This is a genomic window from Devosia submarina (assembly GCF_003056345.1).
GTDB lineage: Bacteria > Pseudomonadota > Alphaproteobacteria > Rhizobiales > Devosiaceae > Devosia > Devosia submarina.
This window is the reverse complement of record NZ_PYWB01000004.1, coordinates 284,364-306,395: the sequence shown is the minus strand read 5'-3', so window position 1 is coordinate 306,395 and position 22,032 is coordinate 284,364. Positions and strand designations below refer to the sequence as shown.

Annotated in this window: 17 protein-coding genes; 11 read left to right on the top strand and 6 right to left on the bottom strand. The window is 62.3% G+C overall.

Annotation, left to right across the window (positions count from 1 at the left end; translation table 11 throughout):
- Positions 1-2: 2 nt before the first annotated feature.
- Together DDE77_RS07945 and DDE77_RS07940 are read left to right on the top strand one after the other, a co-directional pair.
- Positions 3-668 (top strand): LON peptidase substrate-binding domain-containing protein, encoded by a 666-nt coding sequence (locus tag DDE77_RS07945; RefSeq protein WP_108396905.1) that lies wholly within the window; start codon positions 3-5, stop codon positions 666-668.
- Between the two features lie 5 nt (positions 669-673).
- Positions 674-910: a Trm112 family protein gene (locus tag DDE77_RS07940; RefSeq protein ID WP_108396962.1), complete on the top strand. Its 237-nt coding sequence runs from the start codon at positions 674-676 to the stop codon at positions 908-910.
- Between the two features lie 9 nt (positions 911-919).
- Here the strand turns inward: DDE77_RS07940 and DDE77_RS07935 are convergent, their stop codons facing one another.
- Positions 920-2,140 carry an FAD-dependent monooxygenase gene (locus tag DDE77_RS07935; RefSeq protein WP_108396904.1) on the bottom strand — a complete coding sequence of 407 codons (1,221 nt, stop codon included), beginning with the start codon at positions 2,138-2,140 and terminating at the stop codon, positions 920-922.
- Positions 2,141-2,400: 260 nt separating this feature from the next.
- Between DDE77_RS07935 and DDE77_RS07930 the strand changes: the two genes are divergently transcribed.
- The 4 genes from DDE77_RS07930 (at position 2,401) to DDE77_RS07915 (ending at position 7,956) form a co-directional block, all read left to right on the top strand.
- Positions 2,401-2,739 carry a P-II family nitrogen regulator gene (locus DDE77_RS07930; protein ID WP_108396903.1) on the top strand — a complete coding sequence of 113 codons (339 nt, stop codon included), beginning with the start codon at positions 2,401-2,403 and terminating at the stop codon, positions 2,737-2,739.
- 22 nt (positions 2,740-2,761) lie between these two features.
- Positions 2,762-4,105, top strand: coding sequence for an ammonium transporter (locus DDE77_RS07925; RefSeq protein ID WP_108396902.1), 1,344 nt, complete (start codon positions 2,762-2,764; stop codon positions 4,103-4,105).
- Between the two features lie 330 nt (positions 4,106-4,435).
- On the top strand, positions 4,436-7,177 hold the full coding sequence (locus DDE77_RS07920; RefSeq protein WP_108396901.1) for an FtsK/SpoIIIE family DNA translocase: 2,742 nt from the start codon (positions 4,436-4,438) through the stop codon (positions 7,175-7,177).
- Positions 7,178-7,332: 155 nt separating this feature from the next.
- A complete protein-coding gene (locus tag DDE77_RS07915; RefSeq protein WP_108396900.1) occupies positions 7,333-7,956 on the top strand; it encodes a LolA family protein in 624 nt (207 codons plus the stop codon).
- Positions 7,957-8,103: 147 nt separating this feature from the next.
- On the opposite strand, the gene DDE77_RS07910 is transcribed toward DDE77_RS07915, so the two are convergent.
- Positions 8,104-8,913 (bottom strand): undecaprenyl-diphosphate phosphatase, encoded by an 810-nt coding sequence (locus DDE77_RS07910; RefSeq protein WP_108396899.1) that lies wholly within the window; start codon positions 8,911-8,913, stop codon positions 8,104-8,106.
- 112 nt (positions 8,914-9,025) lie between these two features.
- Between DDE77_RS07910 and DDE77_RS07905 the strand changes: the two genes are divergently transcribed.
- The 4 genes from DDE77_RS07905 (at position 9,026) to DDE77_RS07890 (ending at position 12,452) form a co-directional block, all read left to right on the top strand.
- Positions 9,026-9,703, top strand: a complete 678-nt coding sequence (locus tag DDE77_RS07905) for a glutathione S-transferase family protein (RefSeq protein ID WP_108396898.1) — start codon at positions 9,026-9,028, stop codon at positions 9,701-9,703.
- Positions 9,704-9,802: 99 nt separating this feature from the next.
- Positions 9,803-10,939, top strand: coding sequence for a tRNA epoxyqueuosine(34) reductase QueG (gene queG, locus DDE77_RS07900; protein ID WP_425430733.1), 1,137 nt, complete (start codon positions 9,803-9,805; stop codon positions 10,937-10,939).
- On the top strand, positions 10,936-11,805 hold the full coding sequence (locus DDE77_RS07895; RefSeq protein ID WP_108396897.1) for an SDR family oxidoreductase: 870 nt from the start codon (positions 10,936-10,938) through the stop codon (positions 11,803-11,805). Before queG ends, DDE77_RS07895 begins: the two co-directional genes overlap by 4 nt.
- Positions 11,802-12,452 (top strand): GNAT family N-acetyltransferase, encoded by a 651-nt coding sequence (locus tag DDE77_RS07890; protein WP_108396896.1) that lies wholly within the window; start codon positions 11,802-11,804, stop codon positions 12,450-12,452. The genes DDE77_RS07895 and DDE77_RS07890 overlap by 4 nt, the downstream gene beginning before the upstream one ends.
- An 804-nt stretch (positions 12,453-13,256) precedes the next feature.
- Here DDE77_RS07890 and DDE77_RS07885 read toward each other — a convergent pair.
- Positions 13,257-15,956: a transglycosylase domain-containing protein gene (locus DDE77_RS07885; protein WP_108396895.1), complete on the bottom strand. Its 2,700-nt coding sequence runs from the start codon at positions 15,954-15,956 to the stop codon at positions 13,257-13,259.
- 310 nt (positions 15,957-16,266) lie between these two features.
- Between DDE77_RS07885 and DDE77_RS07880 the strand changes: the two genes are divergently transcribed.
- On the top strand, positions 16,267-16,809 hold the full coding sequence (locus DDE77_RS07880) for a M35 family metalloendopeptidase (RefSeq protein WP_157959719.1): 543 nt from the start codon (positions 16,267-16,269) through the stop codon (positions 16,807-16,809).
- A gap of 129 nt (positions 16,810-16,938) precedes the next feature.
- On the opposite strand, the gene gyrB is transcribed toward DDE77_RS07880, so the two are convergent.
- The 3 genes from gyrB to dnaN all read right to left on the bottom strand — a co-directional run bounded on the left by gyrB (position 16,939) and on the right by dnaN (position 21,939).
- The gene (gyrB, locus tag DDE77_RS07875; RefSeq protein ID WP_108396893.1) at positions 16,939-19,392 is read right to left on the bottom strand and encodes a DNA topoisomerase (ATP-hydrolyzing) subunit B; all 2,454 of its coding nucleotides are present in this window, start codon (positions 19,390-19,392) and stop codon (positions 16,939-16,941) included.
- A 155-nt stretch (positions 19,393-19,547) separates the two neighbouring features.
- Positions 19,548-20,675 (bottom strand): DNA replication/repair protein RecF, encoded by a 1,128-nt coding sequence (gene recF / locus DDE77_RS07870; RefSeq protein WP_108396892.1) that lies wholly within the window; start codon positions 20,673-20,675, stop codon positions 19,548-19,550.
- A gap of 142 nt (positions 20,676-20,817) precedes the next feature.
- Complete coding sequence (dnaN, locus tag DDE77_RS07865; protein WP_108396891.1) at positions 20,818-21,939, bottom strand: DNA polymerase III subunit beta; 1,122 nt, start codon at positions 21,937-21,939, stop codon at positions 20,818-20,820.
- Positions 21,940-22,032: the final 93 nt, after the last annotated feature.

Below are 22,032 nucleotides of genomic sequence, written 5' to 3'. Positions count from 1 at the left end.
CTATGCTCAAGCGTCCTCAATCAGTGGCTGACCTGCCCAGCTCGGTTCCGCTTTTTCCCCTGAGCGGCGCATTGCTGCTGCCGTTCTCCCACCGCCCACTCAACATTTTCGAGCCCCGCTATATCGAAATGGTGGATGCAGCGCTCCGGGGTGACCGGTTGATCGGGTTGATCCAACCCGAGGATACGGAGGAGGAGAGCCCGCGTGGCCGTTCTCCCTTGCAGGCGATCGGTTGCCTGGGCCGCCTCACGCATTTCGAGGAAAGCGGAGACGGGCGCTATTTTATTATCCTCGAGGGCATAACACGGTTCCGCCTGGCGCAAGAGCTGACCGTGATGACGCCGTACCGGCAGGGCATCATCGATGCGGGGGAATTTACCAGGGATTTCGAGCGTGACTTTGGGGAAGAGCTGGTTGACCGGAACCGCTTCGTCAAGATGATGCGCGACTATGCCGAGTTCGCCAATATTGAACTGAATTGGGAAGAGATTGAGCGGACAGGCACGGCCGACCTCGTCAATTTCTGCTGCATGGTAGGGCCCTATGGACCGGCGGAAAAGCAGGTGCTGCTGGAAGCCAAGACACTGGAGCAGCGCGCGGAAACATTGATTGCCATGACCGAATATGAAATTGCCCGCGGCGGTACCGGCGCGGCGCCACTGAATTGACCGATATGCCAAGCGTTGATCCGCGGCATCAGTTCGATCGCAGGACGCTTGAAATGCTGGTGTGCCCGCTGACCAAGACCCGGCTGACCCTGTCGGCGGATAAGCGGGAGCTGATCTCGGTCGCAGCCCGGCTGGCATTCCCGATCGTCAAGGGCGTGCCGCTGCTGAGCCTGGATGAAGCCCGGACCGTGGATCCCGAAGCCTTGCGGCGCCTGCCCGAGCTCAAGGGCTCGCCGGACTAACCATTCCGGCTAAAGCGGCAGGCCGCTCAGCAGCCGGGGACCATTGCTTGAAACGCCCGATGCTGCACGGATCAGTGCTGATTTGACCGGCCCGGTTCGATCAACCAGTTCCAGGCCGAGATCGCGCGCGGCGCGAAGCGGGGCAATGTCGTTGGAAAAAAGGGCGTTAAGGGCATGGGTCATTGCCGCCATGCTTGATGTGTCGAGCCGACGCCAGCTTTGGTAGCGCTCCAAAACATCATCACTACCGTGATCGAGCCCGAGCCGTATGGTCTCAACGACGACTTCGGCCAGGGCGGCAACGTCCTTGAGGCCCAGATTAAGCCCCTGCCCAGCAATGGGGTGCACCACATGGGCGGCGTCGCCCACCAGCGCCAGGCGCTGGCTTACAAAGGAGCGGGCGATCTGGAGGCGCAAGGGATAGCCCACCAGCGTGTCCTCGAGCTTTACCGAACCCAGGACATGGCCCATCGCCGCCTCGATCTCGGTTGCGTTCTGTTCGGCATCCAGCGCCAGCAGGCGCTTGGCTTCCGCTGTTGTTTCCGTCCAGACCAGCGATGAGCGTTTCCCCGGAAGCGGCAGGCTCGCAAAGGGACCGGAGGGGCGGAAATGTTCATAGGCTACGCCCGCGTGCGGCAGTTCATGGCTGATGGTTGCCACAAGGCCCATCTGTTCATAAGGCTGACCCAGCACCGCAATCCCAGCCATCTCGCGCAAGGCAGATCGGGCGCCATCGGCTGCCACGACGAGCGGCGCGCGTAGCTCAGTCCCATCGGCAAGGGCGAGCCGCCCCCATCGTCCGTCAACGCTCATGCCATGGATCTGTGCGGGCGCGATCACATCGATCTTGTCTTGTACGGCGTTGAGAAGCACCTCTCCCGTGACCCTGTTGGGTACCATGTGGGCAAAGGCTTCGCCCGGCGCGACATCGCCGTCAAAAGTCAAAAAGCTCGGGCGTGTGATATCGCTGACACCGGAATCGGTGATGCGCATCGCCGTTATCGGCTGCGCTTCGCCCAGCATGAGCGGCCAGACACCCAAGGCCTCAAACACACGCCGAACGCCCGCAGCAATGGCCGAGGCACGATTGTCCTTGGGAACGCTGAGGGCGCGCCGATCCACAAGGCCAATGCGCATGCCACGCGCGGACTGAGCCAGCGCGAGCGCCAGGGTGAGCCCCACGGGTCCGCCGCCGACGATCAGTACGTCAAATGTTTTCTGCCCTGACATCCCAAGTCTCCGTTTGCCCTCATTGTGCCGTTCGGCCCCGCTTGCGCAAGCGGCTGCAACGTCACAGCGTGCCTTATTTTTGCTCAAACAAGCGCAGCCTTGCGCAAGAAATAAGCATCCGACGATCACCCAAGACGCCCAGAAAAGCGGCACGAACATAGGCCATTGTTTTTCCTTAATATTTTCACGCTGCTGCCACTTGGCACACTGTTTGACTCTCTTGAGGCATTCAGACCAGCGCCAGCCGAAAAGGGGCATACATGAAACTGGTGATCGCAATAATTAAGCCATCGCGCCTCGAAGAGGTCCGTCAGGCTCTCAACTCCCTGGATGTCCACGGCATGACCGTGACCGAGGTGAAGGGCTATGGCCGCCAGAAGGGGCATTCGGAGATCTATCGCGGCACGGAATATGCCGTCCATTTCCTGCCCAAGCTCAAGATCGAGATCGCGGTCGACGATGCACTCGCCGATGCCGTCTCCACCGCTATTCGTGACAGCGCCCAGACGGGCCGGATCGGCGACGGCAAGATTTTCGTGCTCGATCTGCTTGCCGTTACTCGCATTCGCACCGGTGAAACCGGCGCATCTGCCCTTTAAGCGTCTTGGGAGAGAACTAGAGATGAAGATAACCAAAATCATGGGGAGTGCGGCTCTTGCCTCCCTCTTGCTGGCCTTGCCGGCCCTTGCCCAGGACGCGGCAGCGCCGACTGCCGAGATCGTTGAAGAGGCCGTGGCTACGATCGATACGGGCGATACCGCCTGGATGATCGTTTCGACCCTGCTGGTCATCCTGATGACCATTCCGGGTGTTGCCCTGTTCTATGGCGGCCTTGTGCGCTCCAAGAACATTCTTTCGGTCATCACCCAGGTGTTCGGTGCCTTTTCGATGATCGCGCTGCTCTGGGTTGCCTATGGCTATTCGCTCGCCTTTTCGGGCCCGAGCGAAGGTGGACTCTCTGCCTTCATCGGCGATTTCTCCAACTTCTTCCTGGCCAATGTGAACCCCGACTCTGTGTCGGGCACTATCCCTGAGCTGATCTTTGTGGTGTTCCAGCTCACCTTTGCCTGCATCACCGCCACGCTGGTGGTGGGCGGCATTGCCGAGCGCATGAAGTTCGGCGCGGTGATGGCCTTTCTCGCGATCTGGTTCAGCTTCGCCTATCTGCCCATTGCCCATATGGTGTGGTCGGGCGCGGGCCTGTTCTTCCAGATGGGTGCGCTGGACTTTGCCGGCGGCACGGTCGTGCACATCAACTCGGGCGTTGCGGCGCTGGTGGCTGCCATCGTGCTGGGGCCACGCCTTGGCTACATGAAGGAGCCGATTGCGCCCCATAACCTCGTCTTCACCTATATCGGTGCCTGCCTGCTGTGGGTTGGCTGGTTTGGCTTCAACGCCGGCTCGGCGCTAGGTGCCAATGGCGTTGCCGCACAGGCATTCCTTAACACGATCACCGCTCCGGCGGCTGCAGGCATCGCCTGGGCTGTCGGCGAAAAGATCACCCGCGGCCATGCCTCGGCCCTGGGCTTTGTTTCGGGCGCCGTCGCCGGCCTCGTTGCGATCACCCCGGCAGCTGGCTTTGCCGGCACGTTCGGTGCGATCGTGCTGGGTGCAGTTACCGGCTTTGTGTGCTTATGGGCCGTCGTGACCCTCAAGCCGATGCTGAAGTATGACGATAGCCTCGACGTGTTCGGCATCCATGGCATAGGCGGCATTGTTGGCGCCATCGGCACTGCCATCGTTGCAGACCCTGGCCTGGGCGGCTTTGGTGCGGAGGGTTATGCCATGGGCGGTCAGCTGGTCACCCAGATCATGGCCGTGGTCGTTGCCATCATCTGGTCGGGCGTGGTGGCCCTTGTCGCCATGCTGGTGGTCAAGGCGATCTTTGGTGGGGCTCGCGTCACCGAATCGAGCGAAACCGACGGGCTGGACCTCTCCAGCCATGGCGAGCGCGCTTACAATTAACCAACAAAGCAGGTGGCGTCCTTAGCGCCACCTGCATCTCCCGTTGATCTTGGTGTGCGGCTCGTGTCCCTCTTGGCCCGCCACAGAGGCTTCCCACTCGCAAACTGCACGGGCCGCACTCCACGATCAATTATCCGCTTTCCGCAGCCACCGCCCTCCCTCGCCTGTGCTGCGGCGATCTGGCCCGCCCCTTGTGGCGGGCCTTTTCTTTGCCGGCTTGCCACAAGAGCAAGCGCCAGGGTGGGCATGGTTAGCCTTGGGTTAACCCGAGCCGATTAGTGTTGCGGCACAATGGCCCCAGTCCTTTTTCGGGGCGTATCGAGATTGCCCATGCCCAGCTCACCCTCGCCCGTTCTTGACGAAATTCGCTCTGTTCCGCAGCGCGGTACGCGCAGCGGCAGCAAGCCGGCCGTTCCCGCAGCGCCGCCCGCGCTGGCCATCCGCATCCCGCTTCGCGTGGCGGGCTTTTTCCTGATCGGCGTCGTAGCCGTATGCCTCTTGGCGCTGAGCTCATGGTCGGTGGACGATCCAAGCTTTTCCTATGCCACCACCAAGGCTCCCGCCAATTGGCTGGGTTTCCCCGGCGCGGTGATCGCCGACACGCTGTTTCAGGTATTTGGGCTGGCCGCCTTGATCATGCTGGTGCCACCCGCAATTTGGGGCTGGAATTTCTCGCGCCGCTGCATGCCAACAAGCCTGGGCCTGCGCTTCACCGGCTGGATCGGGGCGACGCTGCTGGGTGCGGGCGTGCTTTCCTTTGTCGCCATGCCGCCCAGCTGGCCGCTGCCAACGGGCCTGGGTGGATTAATCGGAACAGGCTTCACCACGCTTGCAACCATGGTGACTGGCGAGCAGCCGCAGGCGGTTACCGCAGCGTTGTTTGCGATCATCATCGCCATCCCGGCCTTTGCCCTGTTCTGGATCGCCATGGGCCTGGGCAAGTCGGTGTCCACCGGCCCTGCCAAGGGCAAGGCCGCTGCGGCAGCCACAGGGCGCAAGGGCTTTGTGGCTGAACCTGCTGAAGAAGACGAGCCGGAAACAAACCCCCTGGTGGATGTTGCGCTCGGAGCCATGGTGCACATGGGCTATTCCCTGCGTACGGCATTCCGGCGCGCACGGGCGAACCATGCTGAAAAGCGTGCGGCTGATGGCGCGAACTGGCGCGATGATGACCTTGAACCCAGCCTTGATAGCGCCCCCGTGGTCGAGCGTCGGGAGCCGGTTGTGGCCGCGACGCAGCGGCGCATCCATGCGCCCGTCGAGCCAGTCATGGAGCCGGCCTTCGAGCCCGCGCTTGAGTCGGAAATCTCGCCCCGCATCAATGCGCGCCCGAGCTATGACGAGACCGAGCTCGACTATCCCGATGAGCCGCAGGACGAGGACGACATGCCATTCGTGGCGGATCTGCCGACGCCGGTGGTCAACCACCGCCAGCAGGGCGATTCGCGCTTCCATCCGGCCGATCCGACCAAGCCGCGCGTGACGGCACCAGCGCCCCGTCCGGTGCAAGGCAACCGCGTTGCGCGCGAAGCGCAAGCCTCGTTCCTGGACGAGCCCGGCGGGTTCGAGCTGCCACCCCTCACCTTGCTCTCCGAGCCCAGGCATAGCGGGCCGTCGCCCGAGCATGCGCCAGAGCGCCTCGAAGCCATGGCGCGCAAGCTCGAGGAAGTGCTGCAGGACTTTGGCGTTAAAGGTGACATCATCAATGTCCGCCCCGGTCCTGTTGTCACGCTGTTCGAGCTCGAGCCCGCGCCGGGCATCAAGTCTAGCCGCGTGATCTCGCTGGCCGATGATATTGCCCGCTCCATGTCCGCCATCTCGGCCCGTGTGGCCGTGGTGCCTGGGCGGAACGCCATCGGTATCGAGCTGCCAAACCAGACGCGCGAAACCGTTTATTTCCGCGAAATGCTGGCCTCGTCCGATTTCGAGAAGATGAAGGGCAAGCTGCCTATTTGCCTGGGCAAGACCATTGGCGGCGAGCCGGTGATTGCCGACCTTGCCCGCATGCCGCACCTCCTGATTGCCGGTACCACCGGTTCGGGCAAGTCTGTTGGTATCAACACGTTTATCCTGTCGCTGCTTTACCAGATGACGCCCGAGCAGTGCCGTCTCATCATGATCGACCCCAAGATGCTGGAACTGTCGATCTATGACGGCATCCCGCACCTGCTGACCCCTGTCGTGACGGACCCGCACAAGGCCGTGGTGGCGCTCAAATGGGCGGTGCGCGAGATGGAGGATCGCTATCGCAAGATGAGCAAAATCGGCGTGCGCAATATCGATGGCTTCAACCAGCGCGTCACCGAATCCAAGGCCAAGGGCGAGGTCATCACTCGCACGGTGCAGACCGGATTCGATCGGGAAACCGGGGAAGCGATCTTTGAATCGGAGGAATTCGATCTCGAGCCATTGCCCTATATCGTGGTGATCGTCGACGAAATGGCTGACCTCATGATGGTGGCGGGCAAGGACATCGAAGGCGCCATCCAGCGCCTCGCGCAGATGGCCCGTGCCGCCGGTATCCACATGATCACCGCGACGCAGCGTCCATCGGTGGACGTGATCACCGGTACGATCAAGGCCAACTTCCCAACCCGTATTTCCTTCATGGTGACATCCAAGATCGACTCGCGCACCATTCTGGGCGAGCAGGGTGCCGAGCAGCTGCTGGGCAATGGCGACATGCTCTACATGGCCTCGGGCGGCCGCACCAAGCGCCTCCACGGCCCGTTCGTGGCTGACTCCGAGGTGGAGTCGGTGGTGAACCACCTCAAGGCTCAGGGCGCCCCCGATTATCTCGACTCCATCACCGAGGAAGAAGGTGAAGGCGGCGAGTTTGGTGGGGAGAGCGCGGGCGGCGGCGATGATTATGCCGGCTCGGGCGACGAGCTCTATGACAAGGCCGTGCAGATCGTCCTGACGGACAAGAAGGCTTCCACATCCTATGTCCAGCGGCGCCTTGCCATTGGCTACAACAAGGCAGCGACCTTGATCGAGAGGATGGAGCGCGAAGGGGTGATTTCCCAGGCCAATCATGCCGGTAAGCGCGAAATCCTGGTGGGCTCGGACTAGGAGGCAGATCGCAGCAAACTTGAAACCCCGGATCACAAGTCCGGGGTTTTTGTTTGCTCGGCGTCGTGCCGAAGGGCTGGACGGAACCAGCTGTTGCCGCAATTGTTTCCTAGGTTAGCTTCAGCAGTATCTTTTACCCAACGGGACGCCCATTCATGATTCGCCGCGATGCCTTGTTGCTCGGCTTTTCCGCCGCCCTTGCCCTTAGCGTGCCAGCCTGGGCACTTGATCGTGCCCTAACGGCCGAGGAACAGCAGCTGATCGCGGACATCAACGCCCACAACTCCCAGATCCGAACCATGGTGGGCCGATTCCTGCAGATCGATACCGATGGTGGGCGCACTGAAGGAACGTTCTTCCTGGAACGGCCAGACAAGATCGCCTTCCGCTATGCGCCGCCCAGCCGGGAAGAAATCGTTTCGGTGGGTCGAGGCTTTTATGTGCTCAACCGGCGTGACGAGACCTATTATGCCTATCCACAGGACACGATCCCGCTGCGGCAGTTTCTGGGCAATAATATCGACCTGCTGAACGCCAATGTGGTCGGAGTTACGACGGCTGACGGGTATATGACGATCACCGTGATCGACGAGACGGTGGCGGGAACCGTGCAGGTGTCGCTGATTTTCGATACCGATACCAAGGATCTGGCGCAGTGGAGCCTGGTGGAGCCGAGCGGGGCGGAGCTGACCTTTTCGCTTTATGACGTGGAAAAGGGCGTGCAGATTCCGCGGGCGTTCTTCTCGATCCCGGCGACCTACAAGGCTATCGAGCAGTAGGCTTGGCTTAGACTATCCCGGAGGCCTCATGGTGAGCTTGCCGAACCATGAGGTCGGGAGGAGCGGACGCGTGCGTGCCACGACCTCGTCCTTCGGTAGGCTCAGGATGAGGTCTACTGCGGGTTATGAGGTCTCTGCAGTTGGCGGCTAGCGCATGACAAAGAGCGCGACGAGGCCGGCGCCGCCGACGGCGATGCGCCACCAGGCGAAGGGGGCAAAGCCATAGCGGCTGACGAAGCTCAGCAGGTACCGCACGACCAGGGCCCCGGCGACAAAGGCGGCGGCAAAGCCAATAGCGACATTGAGGGCAATGGAAGCGTCGATCAGGTCGCGGCTTTTATAGAGATCATAGCCGAAGGCGCCGACCATGATCGGCAGGGCGATAAAGAAGGTGAACTCGGCAGCGGCGCGCTTGCTGGCGCCAAACAGCATGCCGCCCACGACGGTGGAGCCAGAGCGCGAGACGCCGGGCACTAGCGAGAGCATCTGGAACAGGCCGATGATCAGCGCCAAATGCCAGGGAAAGCGATAGATATCATCATAGCGCGGCTGCAGGGGCAGCCGGTCGACGATGAGGAGGACCACGCCGCCGACCAGCAGCGTGATGCAGATCAGCATGGCGGATTCCCAGAGGTCACCCTGGATGAAATCGCGCAGCAGGACGCCGGTGACCACGGCCGGCAGGCAGGCCAGGACCACCGCTAGCGCGAACTGCCAGGCATAGCGCTTGCCAAGGAGAGCATCGCGGAGCAGCATGCCCAGCTTGGCGAAATAAACGGTGATGACCGCCAGGATAGCGCCGAGCTGGATCAGCACGATAAAGGTGGTCGGCTGGGTCAATCCGAAGAAATGGCCAGCCAAAAGCAGGTGGCCGGTGGAACTGACGGGAAGGAATTCAGTAAGCCCTTCAAGAATTCCAAGGATCAGCGGCACAAAAAGACCTTGATCGGCGTTCATTTGATCCCCTAATCAGCCTATCGGGCTTCGAATTTTGGCAAGCACTAGCGCTGTTCGACCCAAGCGCCAAGCGGCCAGTCGACAGCGGCCCCAAAAAGAGTATGAGCGTCACATGCCAAGCTTGCTGCACCATCCCCTTGATCCATCCTCCCGCCTGATCCGGCTGATGTGCGCCGAATATGGCGTGCCGCTCGACATGGAGGAGATCAAGCCCTGGCTGCGCACGCCCGAACTGCTGGAGATCAATCCGGCCGCCACGCTGCCGATCATGCTGGACGAAAGCGACCAGCCCATCATCGGCGTTCTGGCCAATATCCACACTATCGAGGATCTTTATACGCCCAGCGTCGTGATGGGGCTGGTGCCGGCCGATCCGGTGGCGCGGGCCGAAATGTGGCGGATGATCGAATGGGTGATCTTCAAGCTCAATGATGAAGTGACCCGCTATATCCTGGAAGAAAAGATCATCAAGCGGGACCAGCCAGGGGCGACACCGGACCCGGCCGTGTTGCGGATCGCCAAGGCTAACCTCAACGAGCATATGCTTTATTTCAATTGGCTCTTTGCCAATCATTCATGGCTCGCCGGCCACACCATGACGCTGGCCGACTTCGCACTGGCCGCGCATCTGTCGACGCTGGATTATCTGGGCGACATCGACTGGGGCAAGGCTGGGGAAACGCGGGACTGGTACTCGCGCATCAAGTCGCGCCCGGCATTCCGCACGCTTTTGAACGACCGGGTGGTCGCGATGCCGCCGCAGCGGGGCTATGCGGATCTGGATTTCTGAGACACCCGCACGCTCGCTTGATTGTGCATCGGGCCTTGTTTTGAGCTAGAAGGGCCGGGTTTGCAGGGCCTGCCGGTGCGGGCTCACCATGAGGTCTGTTTGAGCATCGCCCTACCCAATTCCGAAAACCTTGTTGCCGAGCTGCGCGCGCGGGCGATGGCGCTTGGGTTTGGCAGTTTCGGGATTGCGGGCGCCGATGCGCGGCCAGATTTGCCGGAAAAGCTACGGCAGGCGCTTGAGGCGGGCTGGCACGGGGACATGGAATGGATGGCCGAAACAGCGGAACGCCGGGGAAGCCCCAAGGGGTTGTGGCCCGAAGCCAAGTCATTGATCCTGCTTGGCTATAATTACGGACCGGAAAGCGACCCGCTTGGCATTCTCGAGGAGAAATCGCTAGGATCTATTTCCGTTTATGCCCGCAATCGCGATTACCATGAGATCATCAAGGGCAAGCTCAAGGAACTAGCCGGATTGCTGGCGCGGCGTTCGGGTGAAGCGGTCAAGGTGTTCGTCGATACAGCGCCCCTGATGGAAAAGCCGCTCGCGGAAGCGGCTGGATTGGGGTGGCAGGGCAAGCATACGGTTCTGGTCAGTCGCGATTTTGGCTCCTGGTTGTTTCTGGGGGCCATTGTAACCTCGGCGGACCTGCCCGTGGACAAGTCGCATCCGCAAAGCTGCGGGCGGTGCACGCGGTGCCTCGATGTGTGCCCAACACGGGCCTTTCCCGGGCCTTTCCAGCTCGATTCCCGCCGGTGCCTCGCCTATCTCACCGTGGAGCATAAGGGGCAGATCCCGGTTGAATTCCGCGCGCCCATGGGCAATCGCATCTATGGGTGCGATGATTGCCTGGCGGTGTGCCCATGGAACAAGTTCGCGTCGATTGCCCATGAAGCAAAGCTCAGGGCGCGGGATGACCTTGAGCGGCCACGTCTCGCAGATTTGGTGCAGCTGGATGACCAGGGGTTTCGGCAGATGTTTGCTGGCTCGCCGATCAAACGGATCGGGCTGGGGCGGTTTTTGCGTAATGTGTTGATAGCCATAGGCAATTCCAGGGATCAAAGCCTTGTGCCACTGGCCGAAGCAAAGCTTGTGGACGAAGATCCGCTGGTGCGGGGGGCGGCGATCTGGGCCATGCGGCGGCTGGCGCCGGCGCGGGCGGAAATGCTCAGGCTTTCCTTTGAACCGTGGGAAAACGATGCGGCAGTGCGGGTCGAATGGACAGGGGAATTGGCATGAAGGCGTTCTTTTTCGGGCTCGGATTTTCCTCGCTCGCGGCGTTAGCACAGCTGCGTAGATGTCAGCAGACTGTTAACGTTGAAGGCACCGTTCGCACCACCGAAAAGGCCTTGCGGTTAAAGCAGGAGGGCATCGGGGCGCATGTGTTTGACGGCACAAGGCCGGGGGATACGCTGGGGGAAGCGGTGCGGGCGGCGAGCCATGTGGTGTTCTCGATTGCGCCGGGTGCAGAGGGCGATCCGGCGCTGCAGCACCATCGGGCTGATCTGGATGCGGCCGACAATCTGCAATGGCTGTGCTATTATTCCACGGTTGGCGTTTACGGGGATTTCGGGGGCGAGTGGATCGATGAGCGTGCACCGCTGGTGCCGCGCAATGAGCGATCCGATCGTCGGGTTCTGGCCGAGCAGGCGTGGCGCGACTATGCGCGCGAGCGTGGGGTGCCGCTCACTATATTGCGGCTGGCGGGGATCTATGGGCCGGGGCGTTCGACCTTTGACAAGCTTGGGGATGGAACGGCGCGGCGGATCGTCAAGCCGGGACAAGTGTTCAACCGCATCCATGTGGACGATATCGGCCGGGTAACGGCGCTGGCGGCCGAGGCACGGCTCGATGGCACATTCAACCTTGCCGATGACGAGCCGGCGCCGCCACAGGATCTGGTGACCCATGCAGCCGAAATGATGGGGGTGGAGCCGCCGCCCGCCATTGCGTTCGATCAAGCAGAGATGACGCCCATGCAGCGAAGCTTTTACGCGGACAACAAGCGGGTGAGCAATCGCGCGATCAAGGAGGCGCTGGGGATCGAGCTGCTTTATCCCAATTACCGGGCCGGGCTGGCGCAGATCTGGGAGGCCCGGCGATGAGTGTCCAGCCGGCCAAGGGGGCGCCTGAGCGGATCGTGCTCGAGGGGCGCTATGTCAGGCTCGAGCCCGTCGAGCAGCGGCATGCGGCTGACCTTTATGAGGTTTCCACCATGCCAGGCGCGGCCGAGCGCTATCGCTGGCTGCCCTCCGAGCCACCCGAGAGCCTCGCAGCCGTGGCGGCCTGGATCGAGGCGAGTGCTGCGGGACAGGACCGCTATGTTGCGGTGGTGGACAAGCGGACCGGCAAGGCGGTGGGGCGGCAGGGATGGCTGCGGATATTTCCCCAGCATGCTTCCATTGAGATCGGTGGCATCTATTGGGGCTTGCCCATGGCGCGGACGCCCTTGGCAACCGAAGCGCTGTTCCTTTTTGCCCGGCACGCGTTTGATGAGCTGGGCTACCGGCGCTTTGAATGGAAGTGCAATAATCGCAATGGGCCATCCAAGGCCGCGGCAAGGCGGTTCGGGTTTCAGTATGAGGGGCTGTTCCGGCAGGACATGATCGTCAAGGGCGAGAGCCGGGATACGGCTTGGTTTTCCATGATCGATGGGGAATGGCCGGGGTTGAAGGCGGAGTTCGAGCGCTGGCTGGCGCCGGAGAATTTTGACGAGAACGGGATGCAGCGCACGCGGTTGGGCGGGCGGTAGGAAGCTCCACTTGAGCGGCCTCGTGGTTCGACGGGCTCACCATGAGGCCTTTGAGGGGGTCGTGGGTGCGGAGTGGTGGGTTGGTCGTCCACTTTGCCGAAGCTGACATCTCAGGATGGGTGCCGGCTCAGGGCCGGCATGACATCGGGGGTGGGGCAAACCACGGGGACATCGCATCTGACCCTCCACTCGCTCGGCCTCGTGGTTCGACAGGCTCACCATGAGGCCTTTGAGGGGCTCGTGGGTTGGAGGGGCTGGTGAGTTGTTGCTGCGGTCGTTATCACCGCGCTTGGCTTGGGCGCCCTGCATGCTCCGCTCCACGTTTTCTCAGCAGACCTCATGGTGAGCCTGTCGAACCATGGGGGCGTGGCACTTCAAACTGCACTCGCGCAGCCTTGTGGTTCAACGAGCTTATCAGGGGACCTTTGAGAAGTCGGGGTAATGGGGTGATTTCTTGTTGCCGGCCCGATCGTCAACCTTGGGCTTGACCCAAGGGGATTGCACTTATGGTGGGATGGGGAAGTGCAGGGCCTCGGGTCCAGCCCGAGGGTGACGGCCGGTGGGTGAGGTGGTTAGGCCGTCTTACCCGGCCGGACGTGCCGGGTTCTAGGGTTTTCAGTAGACCTCATGGTGAGCTTGTCGAATCATGGGGGCGTGCACGGGGCTCCACTCGCTCGGCCTCCTGGTTCGACGGGCTCACCGTGAGGCCTCTGAGAGGTGGGGTGGGGGCGTATTGTGCTCGACCCTGAGCGCATAGCAGTCAGCGTAAAAAATCCCGGCGCGGGGCCGGGATGTTTTCGTTTTCTAGTTTTCCTCGGCGCCGAAGATGATGTCCATCAGGGTGCGTTGGGCGCGTTCGTTCTGGATGGGCGCGGGCTGGACCATGATGTCGGCGGGGGGCTGCATCTGGGCCGGGGTGCTGGGCACCCAGACTTGCTGGCCGGTGGCAGGGTCGGTGACCAGGGTCATGGGCTGGCCCGTATTGGCGTCGATCGGGGCCTGACCGACGCCTGGGTTCTGCTGTTGAAGCGGATAGCCGGTGACCGGGTCGATGGCCTGGGGCTGGACGACCTGGTTGCCACCCACGACCTGGCCCACGGGCATGCCGGTGGCTGGATCGATCTGGTTGCCATAGGCGTCCACGAGGTAGCCGCCAGTACTGTTGATCGGCTGGCCCGTATTGGGGTCGATCTGGGCGCCATTGCTGTAGGCCGCATTGGGATCGCTGACGCCGGCCTGCCCGGTGGGGGCAAGGGCTGTTGCAGGGTCGGCGGCAACATATTGGCCGGTTGCGGGATCGATGCGCATGAGCTGGCCGGTGGCCGGATCGGTCACGGTCTGGACAGGCTGGCCGGTGCCGGCATCCACATATTGCACCATGGGCTGGCCGGTATTGGGATCGATGGCGACCTGGCCGGTGGCGGGGTCGATCACCTGCTGGGCGACCAGCTGGCCCTCATAGGAGCCGCCCGGAAGCGGCGCGGGCTGCTTGCCGGAATGAGCCTTGGTCATGAATTCGGACCAGATGGCCGCCGGCACGTTGCCGCCCGAGAGGGTGGTTTTGGTGTCATCATCGTTGCCGAGCCAGACGCCGGTGACCATGGCAGAGCTATAGCCCACGAACAGGGCGTCACGGGCGTTCTGGCTGGTGCCGGTCTTGCCCGCGAATTCCCAGCCGCTGAGATTAGCGCCCTTGCCGGTGCCCACTTCCACGGCGGTCTTGAGCATGTCGTTCATTTCGGCAAGAACATTGGGCGCAATGACGCGGCCGGGGCCGGCATCGGAAGCTTCATAAAGAACGTCGCCGTCCTTGCTCTTGATGTTGGTGATGACATTGGGGATGACGCCCATGCCGCCATTGGCGAAGGGAGCGTAGGCCGATGTCAGCTCCAGCAGGTTCACTTCCTGGCTGCCAAGGGCAATGGAGGGAACAGGCGTGAGGGGCGAGGAAATGCCCATGCGCGCAGCCACATCCACCACGACTTCGGGCGTCACGTCGATCGCAAGGCGCGCCGTTATGGTGTTGAGCGAATAGGCGAGACCCTGGCGCAAGGTCACGGTGCCGGCATATTTGCCCGAGGCATTGCGCGGGCTCCAGCCATTGTAGTCGAACTGGGCGTCCTCGGCGAGGGTATCGGGCGTGTAGCCCTTTTCCATGGCGGCCAGATAAACAAAGGGCTTGAAGGTTGAGCCGGGCTGGCGCTTGGCCGTGACGGCGCGGTTGTACTGGCTTTTCTGGTAATCGACGCCGCCCACCATGGCGCGGACTGTGCCGTCCACATCCATGGCAACAAGGGCGCCCTGGCTGAAGCCGCGCTTGGGGCCTTCGGAGGCGACCATTTCCTTGACGATGAACTCGGCGTCGCGCTGCATCTTCCAATCGATGGTGGTCTGCACGACAACGTCGGTTTTGATTTCGCCGAGATAGGCGGTCATCAAGGATTCAACCCAGTCGGCGACATAGGATTCCGAGCCCGCAACGCGGGTGCGTACGCTTTGGCTGGGGTCGATCTGGGCGGCCTGGGCTTCTTCGCGCGTGATATAGCCTTCTTCGGCCATAGCATTGAGCGAAAGGCGCTGGCGCGTGATGGCGCGCTCGGGATTGCTTTTGGGATTATAGGCAGATGGCGCGGGCAGGATGCCGGCAAGCATGGCCGCCTGGCCCAGGGACAGATTGCGGGCGGAAACGCCGAAATAGGTCTGCGCTGCAGCTTCGATACCCGTGGCGCCCGAACCGAAATACACCCGGTTCATGTAGAGCTCGAGGATCTCTTCCTTGGTGTAGTTCTGTTCCAGCCAGACGGCCAGAATGGCTTCCTGCACCTTGCGGCCCAGGGTCTGGTCGGGGGTGAGGAAGAGGTTCTTGGCGACCTGCTGGGTGATGGTGGAGGCGCCGCGGGTGACGTCGCGGGCGCGGATGGATTCAACGGCCACCGCGGCAAGGCCAATGGGGTCGACGCCGAAATGGCTCATGAAGCGGCGGTCTTCCGAGGCGATGATCGCCGCGGGGACATAATAGGGCAGTTCACGATAGGTGATGGCTTCGCCGCCCGTGGCGCCGCGATTGGAGATCAGCGAGCCATCGGCCGCCAGAATGCGGATATTGGGCGGGCGATCGGGAATGGCCCAGGTGTCGGACGAGGGCAGCTGGGCGCCATAGTAAACGATAATGCCGATAACAGCGATGCCGCCCCAAAGGCACGCCACAAAGCCCCACCAGAGGAGGCCCATGAGGAAGCCGCCAGAGCGCGAGCGCTTGCGCTTGGGTGCCGGCAGCTTAGCCTTGCCGCGCTTGGGGGGCTTGGGAGATTTGGGCGCCTTGCCGCGGGGTGCATTGGGCGGCACGCCGCCGGAGCGCTCGTCATCCACAAAAACACCGACCGAGCGGCCCATGGAGGGCTCGACGCGCGAGCCCTGCCCCTTAGGGCGGGTCGTGCCGCGCGGCTTGGTGGCCTTGGCGGGCCGGCCACCAACGCGATCATCGGCGGAAATGCGGAAGTCCATCAAGCATACCCAGTTTCGAATGCCCCTTGCCGCTTCTACTCCGTTCCCGCTGGCTTGGGAATCGGGGACGCGAACGCAAGGTGAAGCTTTGCTGGCCGGCTCGTGTTTTGGCGCCTGTTTGATGGGGGCGCAGCGCACGCGGCCACGAGGCGTGTTTTCCGGGGGAATTGTGGCCGTTTATGGTGCGGCTTTCCCGATGTTGGCGCGGTGTTGCAGGGGGAACACAGGGCGGCAGGTGTCGAGGGCGCCTTGCTTTTGCCGGGGTGAGTGGGCTTATCGCGGTGGTTCTTGGATGGGAGATAAGCGGCGGATGGTCAGGGCGCTGGTGAGGGCTGTGGTTTTGCTGGCGGGGATTAGCCTGGCGGGCCCGGCGACAGCACAGAATAGTGATGTGCTGGAGCGGGCGCTGGCTTCGGCGCTGGACAGTTTCGAGGGGGCGCTGCCAGCATTGGGGGGCGAGGTTTTCGGGGTGAATGTCGCGGAGTATCGGGATGCCTTGAGCTTGCAGCGGTTTTCGTCGGGACGCTGGGGCGGCACGGTAAGCGTTTCAATCGAAATGCAGGCGGACGAAGGCGGGCAATGCGCGCGCTTTGCGGCGTTCACGCGGGTGCCGCCACGGGACGGGGCGGTTCCGCTGGTGCTGTGTCCGCGGTTTTTCGCGCCGGGGGCGGATGAATTGCGGACGCTGACGATCCTGCACGAGATGGTGCATGTGGTGGCAGGAACGGATGAGTGCCGGGCAATGGCATTTGCGGCAGCGGTCGAGCAGCAGGCAAGGGGGCGGTGGACGCCGGTGGATGCGTATTGGCGGGCGAGTGGCTGTGGGGTGTCGGGGTTTCGGTTGCCGGGATAGGTCGGGGCACGACCTCGTGGTTCGACAGGCTCACCATGAGGTCTACTGGGGGATTGAGGCGTCTGGCGGGATGTAGTCGGGCCCTCATGGTGAGCGTGTCGAACCATGAGGGCGGGAGAGTGGAGGCCGTTAGACGTCCAGATTGGACACGCTCAGGGCGTTGTCCTGGATGAAGTCGCGGCGGGGTTCGACGAGATCGCCCATAAGGGCGGTGAAGATCTGGTCGGCTTCGTCGATCTGGTCGATCTGGACCTGCAAAAGCGTGCGCGCATTGGGGTCGAGCGTGGTTTCCCAGAGCTGGGAGGCGTTCATTTCGCCAAGGCCCTTGTAGCGCTGCAGGGACACGCCCTTGCGGCCATAATCGGTCACGGCCTTGAAGAGCGATGAAGGCCCAAAGATCGAGTGGGTGTCGCCCTTACGGGTGAGCGTGGGAACGCCGCCATATATTTCGTCGAGCCGCTCGGCCAGCTGGCGCAGCTTGCGCGCGTCGGCGCTCTGCAACAGGGCCTTGTCGAGCTGGTGGGTTTCGGTGACCCCACGGATGGTACGCGAGAAGGCGAGGCCCTCCTCGTCGGTGATGGCGCCGGACCAGCCGCGTTCGAGTTCGTCTGAAATGCGGTCGAGCCGGTTGGCGATGCGCTCCATGGTGCCCCCGATGCGCTCGGGATCGCCCAGACCATCAGGATCAAGCCCGCCGACAATGGCCGCCTGTTCCACAAGGCTGCGGTTATAGCGCGTGTTGAGATTGTCGATCGCGTTCACGATCTGGCGCGCCTGCTGGACAATGGACTGGAGGTCCGCGCCGGCATGCTGGTTGCCATCGCGGGTGGTGAGGACCGCGTCCTCAAGGCCATAATCGATCAGGTAATCGTTGAGGGCGTCCTCGTCCTTCAAATATTGCTCGGACTTGCCGCGCATGGCTTTGTAGAGCGGTGGCTGGGCAATGTAGATGTGGCCGCGCTCCAGCAAGGCCGGGGTCTGGCGGTAAAAGAAGGTCAGCAGGAGCGTGCGGATATGGGCGCCGTCGACGTCGGCGTCCGTCATGATGATGATCTTGTGGTAGCGCAGCTTGTCGGGGTTGAATTCCTCGCGACCAATGCCGGTGCCGAGCGCCGTAATCAGCGTTCCGACCTGATCGGAGGAGATCATGCGGTCAAAGCGGGCGCGCTCGACGTTAAGGATCTTGCCACGGAGGGGCAGCACAGCCTGGTTGGAGCGGTCGCGGCCCTGCTTGGCGGAGCCACCGGCGGAATCACCTTCCACGATAAAGATTTCCGACTTGGCGGGATCGCGCTCCTGGCAGTCGGCGAGCTTGCCGGGCAGCGAGGAGATTTCAAGCGCTCCTTTGCGACGGGTGAGCTCGCGCGCCTTACGCGCCGCTTCTCGCGCGGCAGCGGCTTCGGCGACCTTGCCGACAATGATCTTGGCTTCGTTGGGATGCTCTTCAAACCACTGCCCAAGCTTGTCATTGACAATGTTTTCAACGACCGGACGGACCTCGGAGGAAACGAGCTTGTCCTTGGTCTGGGACGAGAATTTGGGGTCGGGGACCTTTACCGAGAGAACACAGGTCAGCCCTTCACGGGTGTCGTCACCCGTGACGGAAACCTTTTCCTTTTTTGAAATGCCCGAGGATTCGGCATAGCCGACCACCTGGCGCGTGAGGGCGCCACGCAGGCCGGCCAGATGGGTGCCGCCATCGCGCTGGGGGATGTTGTTGGTGAAGCAGAGGACATTCTCGTGGTAGCTGTCGTTCCACTGCAAAGCGACCTCGACCGTGATGCCGTCTTTTTCCGAGATCATGGTGATCGGCTTGTCGATCACCGGCGCCTTGCTCTTGTCGAGATAGTTCACGAAGGCCTCAAGGCCACCTTCATAGAACAGCTCGACCGAGACAGGCTCGGGATGGCGCAGATCATTGAGCATGATGCGGACGCCCGAATTCAGGAACGCCAGCTCGCGCAGGCGATGCTCCAGCGTCTTGAAGTCGAACTCCACCATGGTGAAGGTTTCGGCCGATGGCAAAAAGGTGATGGCGGAGCCCGAGCGGCCTTCATAGGTGCCGGGCAGCTTGTTAGCCTCGTAGGTGCCGGTCTGCTTCAAGGGGCCATCGGCATTGCCGTGGGTGAAGCTCATCTCGAAGATCTTGCCGTCGCGACGGATGTTGAGCCGGAGCCATTGCGACAAGGCGTTGACAACGGACACGCCCACGCCATGGAGCCCTCCGGAGACCTTGTAGCTATTCTGGTCGAACTTGCCGCCGGCATGGAGCTGGGTCATGATGACCTCGGCCGCTGAAACGCCTTCTTCCTTATGAATGTCGGTGGGAATGCCGCGGCCATTGTCGATAACTGTCACGGAACCATCGGCATTAAGGGTCACCGTCACCAGATCGGCGTGACCGGCCAGGGCCTCATCGATGGCGTTGTCGACCACTTCATAGACCATGTGATGCAGGCCCGAGCCGTCATCCGTATCCCCGATATACATGCCAGGGCGCTTGCGCACCGCGTCGAGCCCCTTGAGCACTTTGATGCTATCGGCGCCGTATTCATTGGGATCGGTCATTTGCGGGTCGGTCATGGGGTCCGAATCAGTCGTTTCAGAGTGGTTTTGTTGTAACGGAAGGGGGCTGAAAGCCCAAGTTAATTGGCCTTTTCCGCCCGGTTTACCGGGGATGAAGGCCGGGGCGGAAATGGCGCCACGCCCCTCGTGGTTCGACAGGCTGACCATGAGGGCTATTGGCGGGGCAGCTTGTCCTCGAAAAGCCGACCATCCCGCACCGTCAGCATCTGTGCCCGAGGCCCAAGGGCCTCGAACAGGAGCTGGTCAGTGCCGGTCAGGAAGCACTGCGTCCCCAGGCTGTCGAGCGCGCCGAACAAGGCGCGGCGGCGGTCGGGGTCGAGGTGGGCGGCAATTTCATCGAGCAAAAGAAACGGGGTAATCCTTGTCCGGAGTTTTACCAGCCGGGCATGAGCCAGGATGAGCCCGATCAGCAGCGCTTTTTGCTCGCCGGTCGAGCCCAAGGCGGCCGGCATGGCCTTTTGCCGGTAGGTCACTTCGAGATCAACACGGTGTGGACCATATATGGTGCGTCCAGCGGCGCGATCAAGGGCGCGGGACTGGCGCCAGGCGGCGGCAAGCGCCGTTTCGAGATCTGCCGAGGAGGCCGGCTCCTCGGCGTTTTCCCATAGGGGCGTCAGGGCCAGATGGGCGGCGGGGAAGCTCTCGTCATCAAGGCTTTGCTCGATCAGCGCCTGGAGGTGGGAAAGACTATCGGTGCGCGCGAGGTGAATGGAGGCGCCGAGCTCGGCCATTTGCCGCTCGATGGCGGTGAGCCAATGGGGATCACCATCTTCCTCCAGCAGGCGATTGCGCTGGCGCATGGTTTTTTCGTAGTCGCCCACCGAAGCCGAATGGGTGGGGATGAGCGTCGTGACGAGGCGGTCAAGGAAGCGGCGGCGATCGCTCGCTGGGCCGGCGAAGAGACCATCCATGGCGGGGGTGAGCCAAAGGACACGCAGGTAGTCGCTCATGGCTTCCACCGAGCGCGCATTGGCGCCGTTGATGCGGACGCGCCGGCCACCATCGGGAGCAGCGCCCGTGCCGATATCGGCAGGACCGTCATCGGTCTCCACCGTTGCAGCCACAGCCCAGCCAATATCGGAGCCTTGCGCCTGGACGGTGTCGAAGCTGGCGCGGCGCAGGCCGCGGCCGGGCGACAGGAGCGAGATGGCTTCAAGCAGATTGGTCTTGCCTGCACCATTGGGACCGGTGAGGACGACGTGGCGGTGGTCGAGGTCCAGGGCCGCCGCGGTGTAGTTGCGGAAGGCGGTGAGGCGCAGGCGGGAGAGGTGGCGGGTCATGGGAGGCGTCGCAGCCTCACTTGGCCTTCGGTCGTCACCCTCCGGCTCGACCGGAGGGGCTTTGCCCATGCTTGGAAAAAGTGCAGGGCCCTCGGGTCAAGCCCGAGGGTGACGACTGGGGTTTGGGTGAGCAAAGGCGCCCTTACACGCGCATCGGCATCAGGACATAGAGCGCCCTTGTATCGCCCTCGTCCTTGACGAGCGTAGGGGAGCCGGCGTCGTTGAACATGAAAACGGCGCTGTCGGAGCGGATCTGGCTGATGATGTCGAGCAAATAGCGGGCGTTGAAACCGATCTCGAAACCCTCGGTGTCGAACTCGACGGCGAGCTCTTCGCTGGCTGTGCCGTGGTCGGGGTTGGTGACGGAAAGCTCCAGCAGGCCATCGCGGGCCTGCAGCTTGACGGCCTTGCCGCCACGATCCGATGCAATGGTGGAGACGCGGTCAACGGCAATGGCAAAGCTCTGCCGGTCGACATTCATCTGCTTGTCGTTGTTCTTGGGCGTAACCCGATCATAATCGGGGAAAGTGCCTTCGATCAGCTTGGAGAGGAGAACCACCGAGCCGACGGTGACGCGGATCTTGGTGTCGGAAACCTCAACCTTGACGTCGCCATCGGCGCCATCGAGGAGCTTTTGCACTTCACCGACGGTTTTTTTCGGGACGATGATGCCGGGCATGCCACGGGCACCTTCGGGCGCTTCGATTTCGGCGCGGGCCATGCGGTGGCCGTCGGTGGCAACGGCGCGCAGGACGGCGCCCTGCCCGGTGATATCAACGGTGTGGAAATAAATGCCGTTGAGGTAATAGCGGGTTTCTTCGTTGGAGATAGCGAACTGGGTGCGCTCGATCAGCTCGCGCAGAGCCGTCGCGGGCATAGACCATTCGTGCCCGAACGAGCCTGATTTGAGATCTGGGAAACTGTCAGGCGACAGGCAGGCGAGGTTGAAGCGCGAACGGCCCGAGGTCAGGACCATGTTTTCCCCGCCATCGGTTTCGAGCCGCACTTCGGCGCCATCGCTGAGCTTGCGCACGATTTCATAAAGCGTATGGGCGGGAACGGTGGTGGTGCCGGGCGTGGAAACCATGGCCGGCACGCCTTCGGTGACCTCGATATCAAGGTCGGTGGCGCGCAGCTCGACCTTGTCGTCGGCAGCCTTGAACAGGACGTTTGCCAGAATGGGGTAGGTATTGCGCCGTTCCACCACCCGATGCACATGGCTCAGCGACTTGAGCAGATGATTGCGTTCGAGCGTGACTTTCATATCGGCATATTCCCTGGCACTACGCAGCCGCCGTGTGGTAGCAAAACCCCCGGCAGGCCGGGGGTTGGACATTTACAATTTCGTAAAGGATTA

Excerpts from the sequence above, each read along its gene's own strand:
- DDE77_RS07905 (WP_108396898.1), top strand. The coding sequence starts at position 9,026 with ATGCCAAGCTTGCTGCACCATCCCCTTGATCCATCCTCCCGCCTGATC.
- DDE77_RS07945 (WP_108396905.1), top strand. The coding sequence starts at position 3 with ATGCTCAAGCGTCCTCAATCAGTGGCTGACCTGCCCAGCTCGGTTCCG.
- DDE77_RS07925 (WP_108396902.1), top strand. The coding sequence starts at position 2,762 with ATGAAGATAACCAAAATCATGGGGAGTGCGGCTCTTGCCTCCCTCTTG.
- DDE77_RS07935 (WP_108396904.1), bottom strand. The coding sequence starts at position 2,140 with ATGTCAGGGCAGAAAACATTTGACGTACTGATCGTCGGCGGCGGACCC.
- DDE77_RS07930 (WP_108396903.1), top strand. The coding sequence starts at position 2,401 with ATGAAACTGGTGATCGCAATAATTAAGCCATCGCGCCTCGAAGAGGTC.
- DDE77_RS07915 (WP_108396900.1), top strand. The coding sequence starts at position 7,333 with ATGATTCGCCGCGATGCCTTGTTGCTCGGCTTTTCCGCCGCCCTTGCC.
- DDE77_RS07920 (WP_108396901.1), top strand. The coding sequence starts at position 4,436 with ATGCCCAGCTCACCCTCGCCCGTTCTTGACGAAATTCGCTCTGTTCCG.
- DDE77_RS07940 (WP_108396962.1), top strand. The coding sequence starts at position 674 with ATGCCAAGCGTTGATCCGCGGCATCAGTTCGATCGCAGGACGCTTGAA.
- recF (WP_108396892.1), bottom strand. The coding sequence starts at position 20,675 with ATGACCCGCCACCTCTCCCGCCTGCGCCTCACCGCCTTCCGCAACTAC.
- dnaN (WP_108396891.1), bottom strand. The coding sequence starts at position 21,939 with ATGAAAGTCACGCTCGAACGCAATCATCTGCTCAAGTCGCTGAGCCAT.
- DDE77_RS07885 (WP_108396895.1), bottom strand. The coding sequence starts at position 15,956 with ATGGACTTCCGCATTTCCGCCGATGATCGCGTTGGTGGCCGGCCCGCC.
- gyrB (WP_108396893.1), bottom strand. The coding sequence starts at position 19,392 with ATGACCGACCCGCAAATGACCGATCCCAATGAATACGGCGCCGATAGC.
- DDE77_RS07890 (WP_108396896.1), top strand. The coding sequence starts at position 11,802 with ATGAGTGTCCAGCCGGCCAAGGGGGCGCCTGAGCGGATCGTGCTCGAG.
- DDE77_RS07910 (WP_108396899.1), bottom strand. The coding sequence starts at position 8,913 with ATGAACGCCGATCAAGGTCTTTTTGTGCCGCTGATCCTTGGAATTCTT.
- DDE77_RS07880 (WP_157959719.1), top strand. The coding sequence starts at position 16,267 with ATGGTCAGGGCGCTGGTGAGGGCTGTGGTTTTGCTGGCGGGGATTAGC.
- DDE77_RS07895 (WP_108396897.1), top strand. The coding sequence starts at position 10,936 with ATGAAGGCGTTCTTTTTCGGGCTCGGATTTTCCTCGCTCGCGGCGTTA.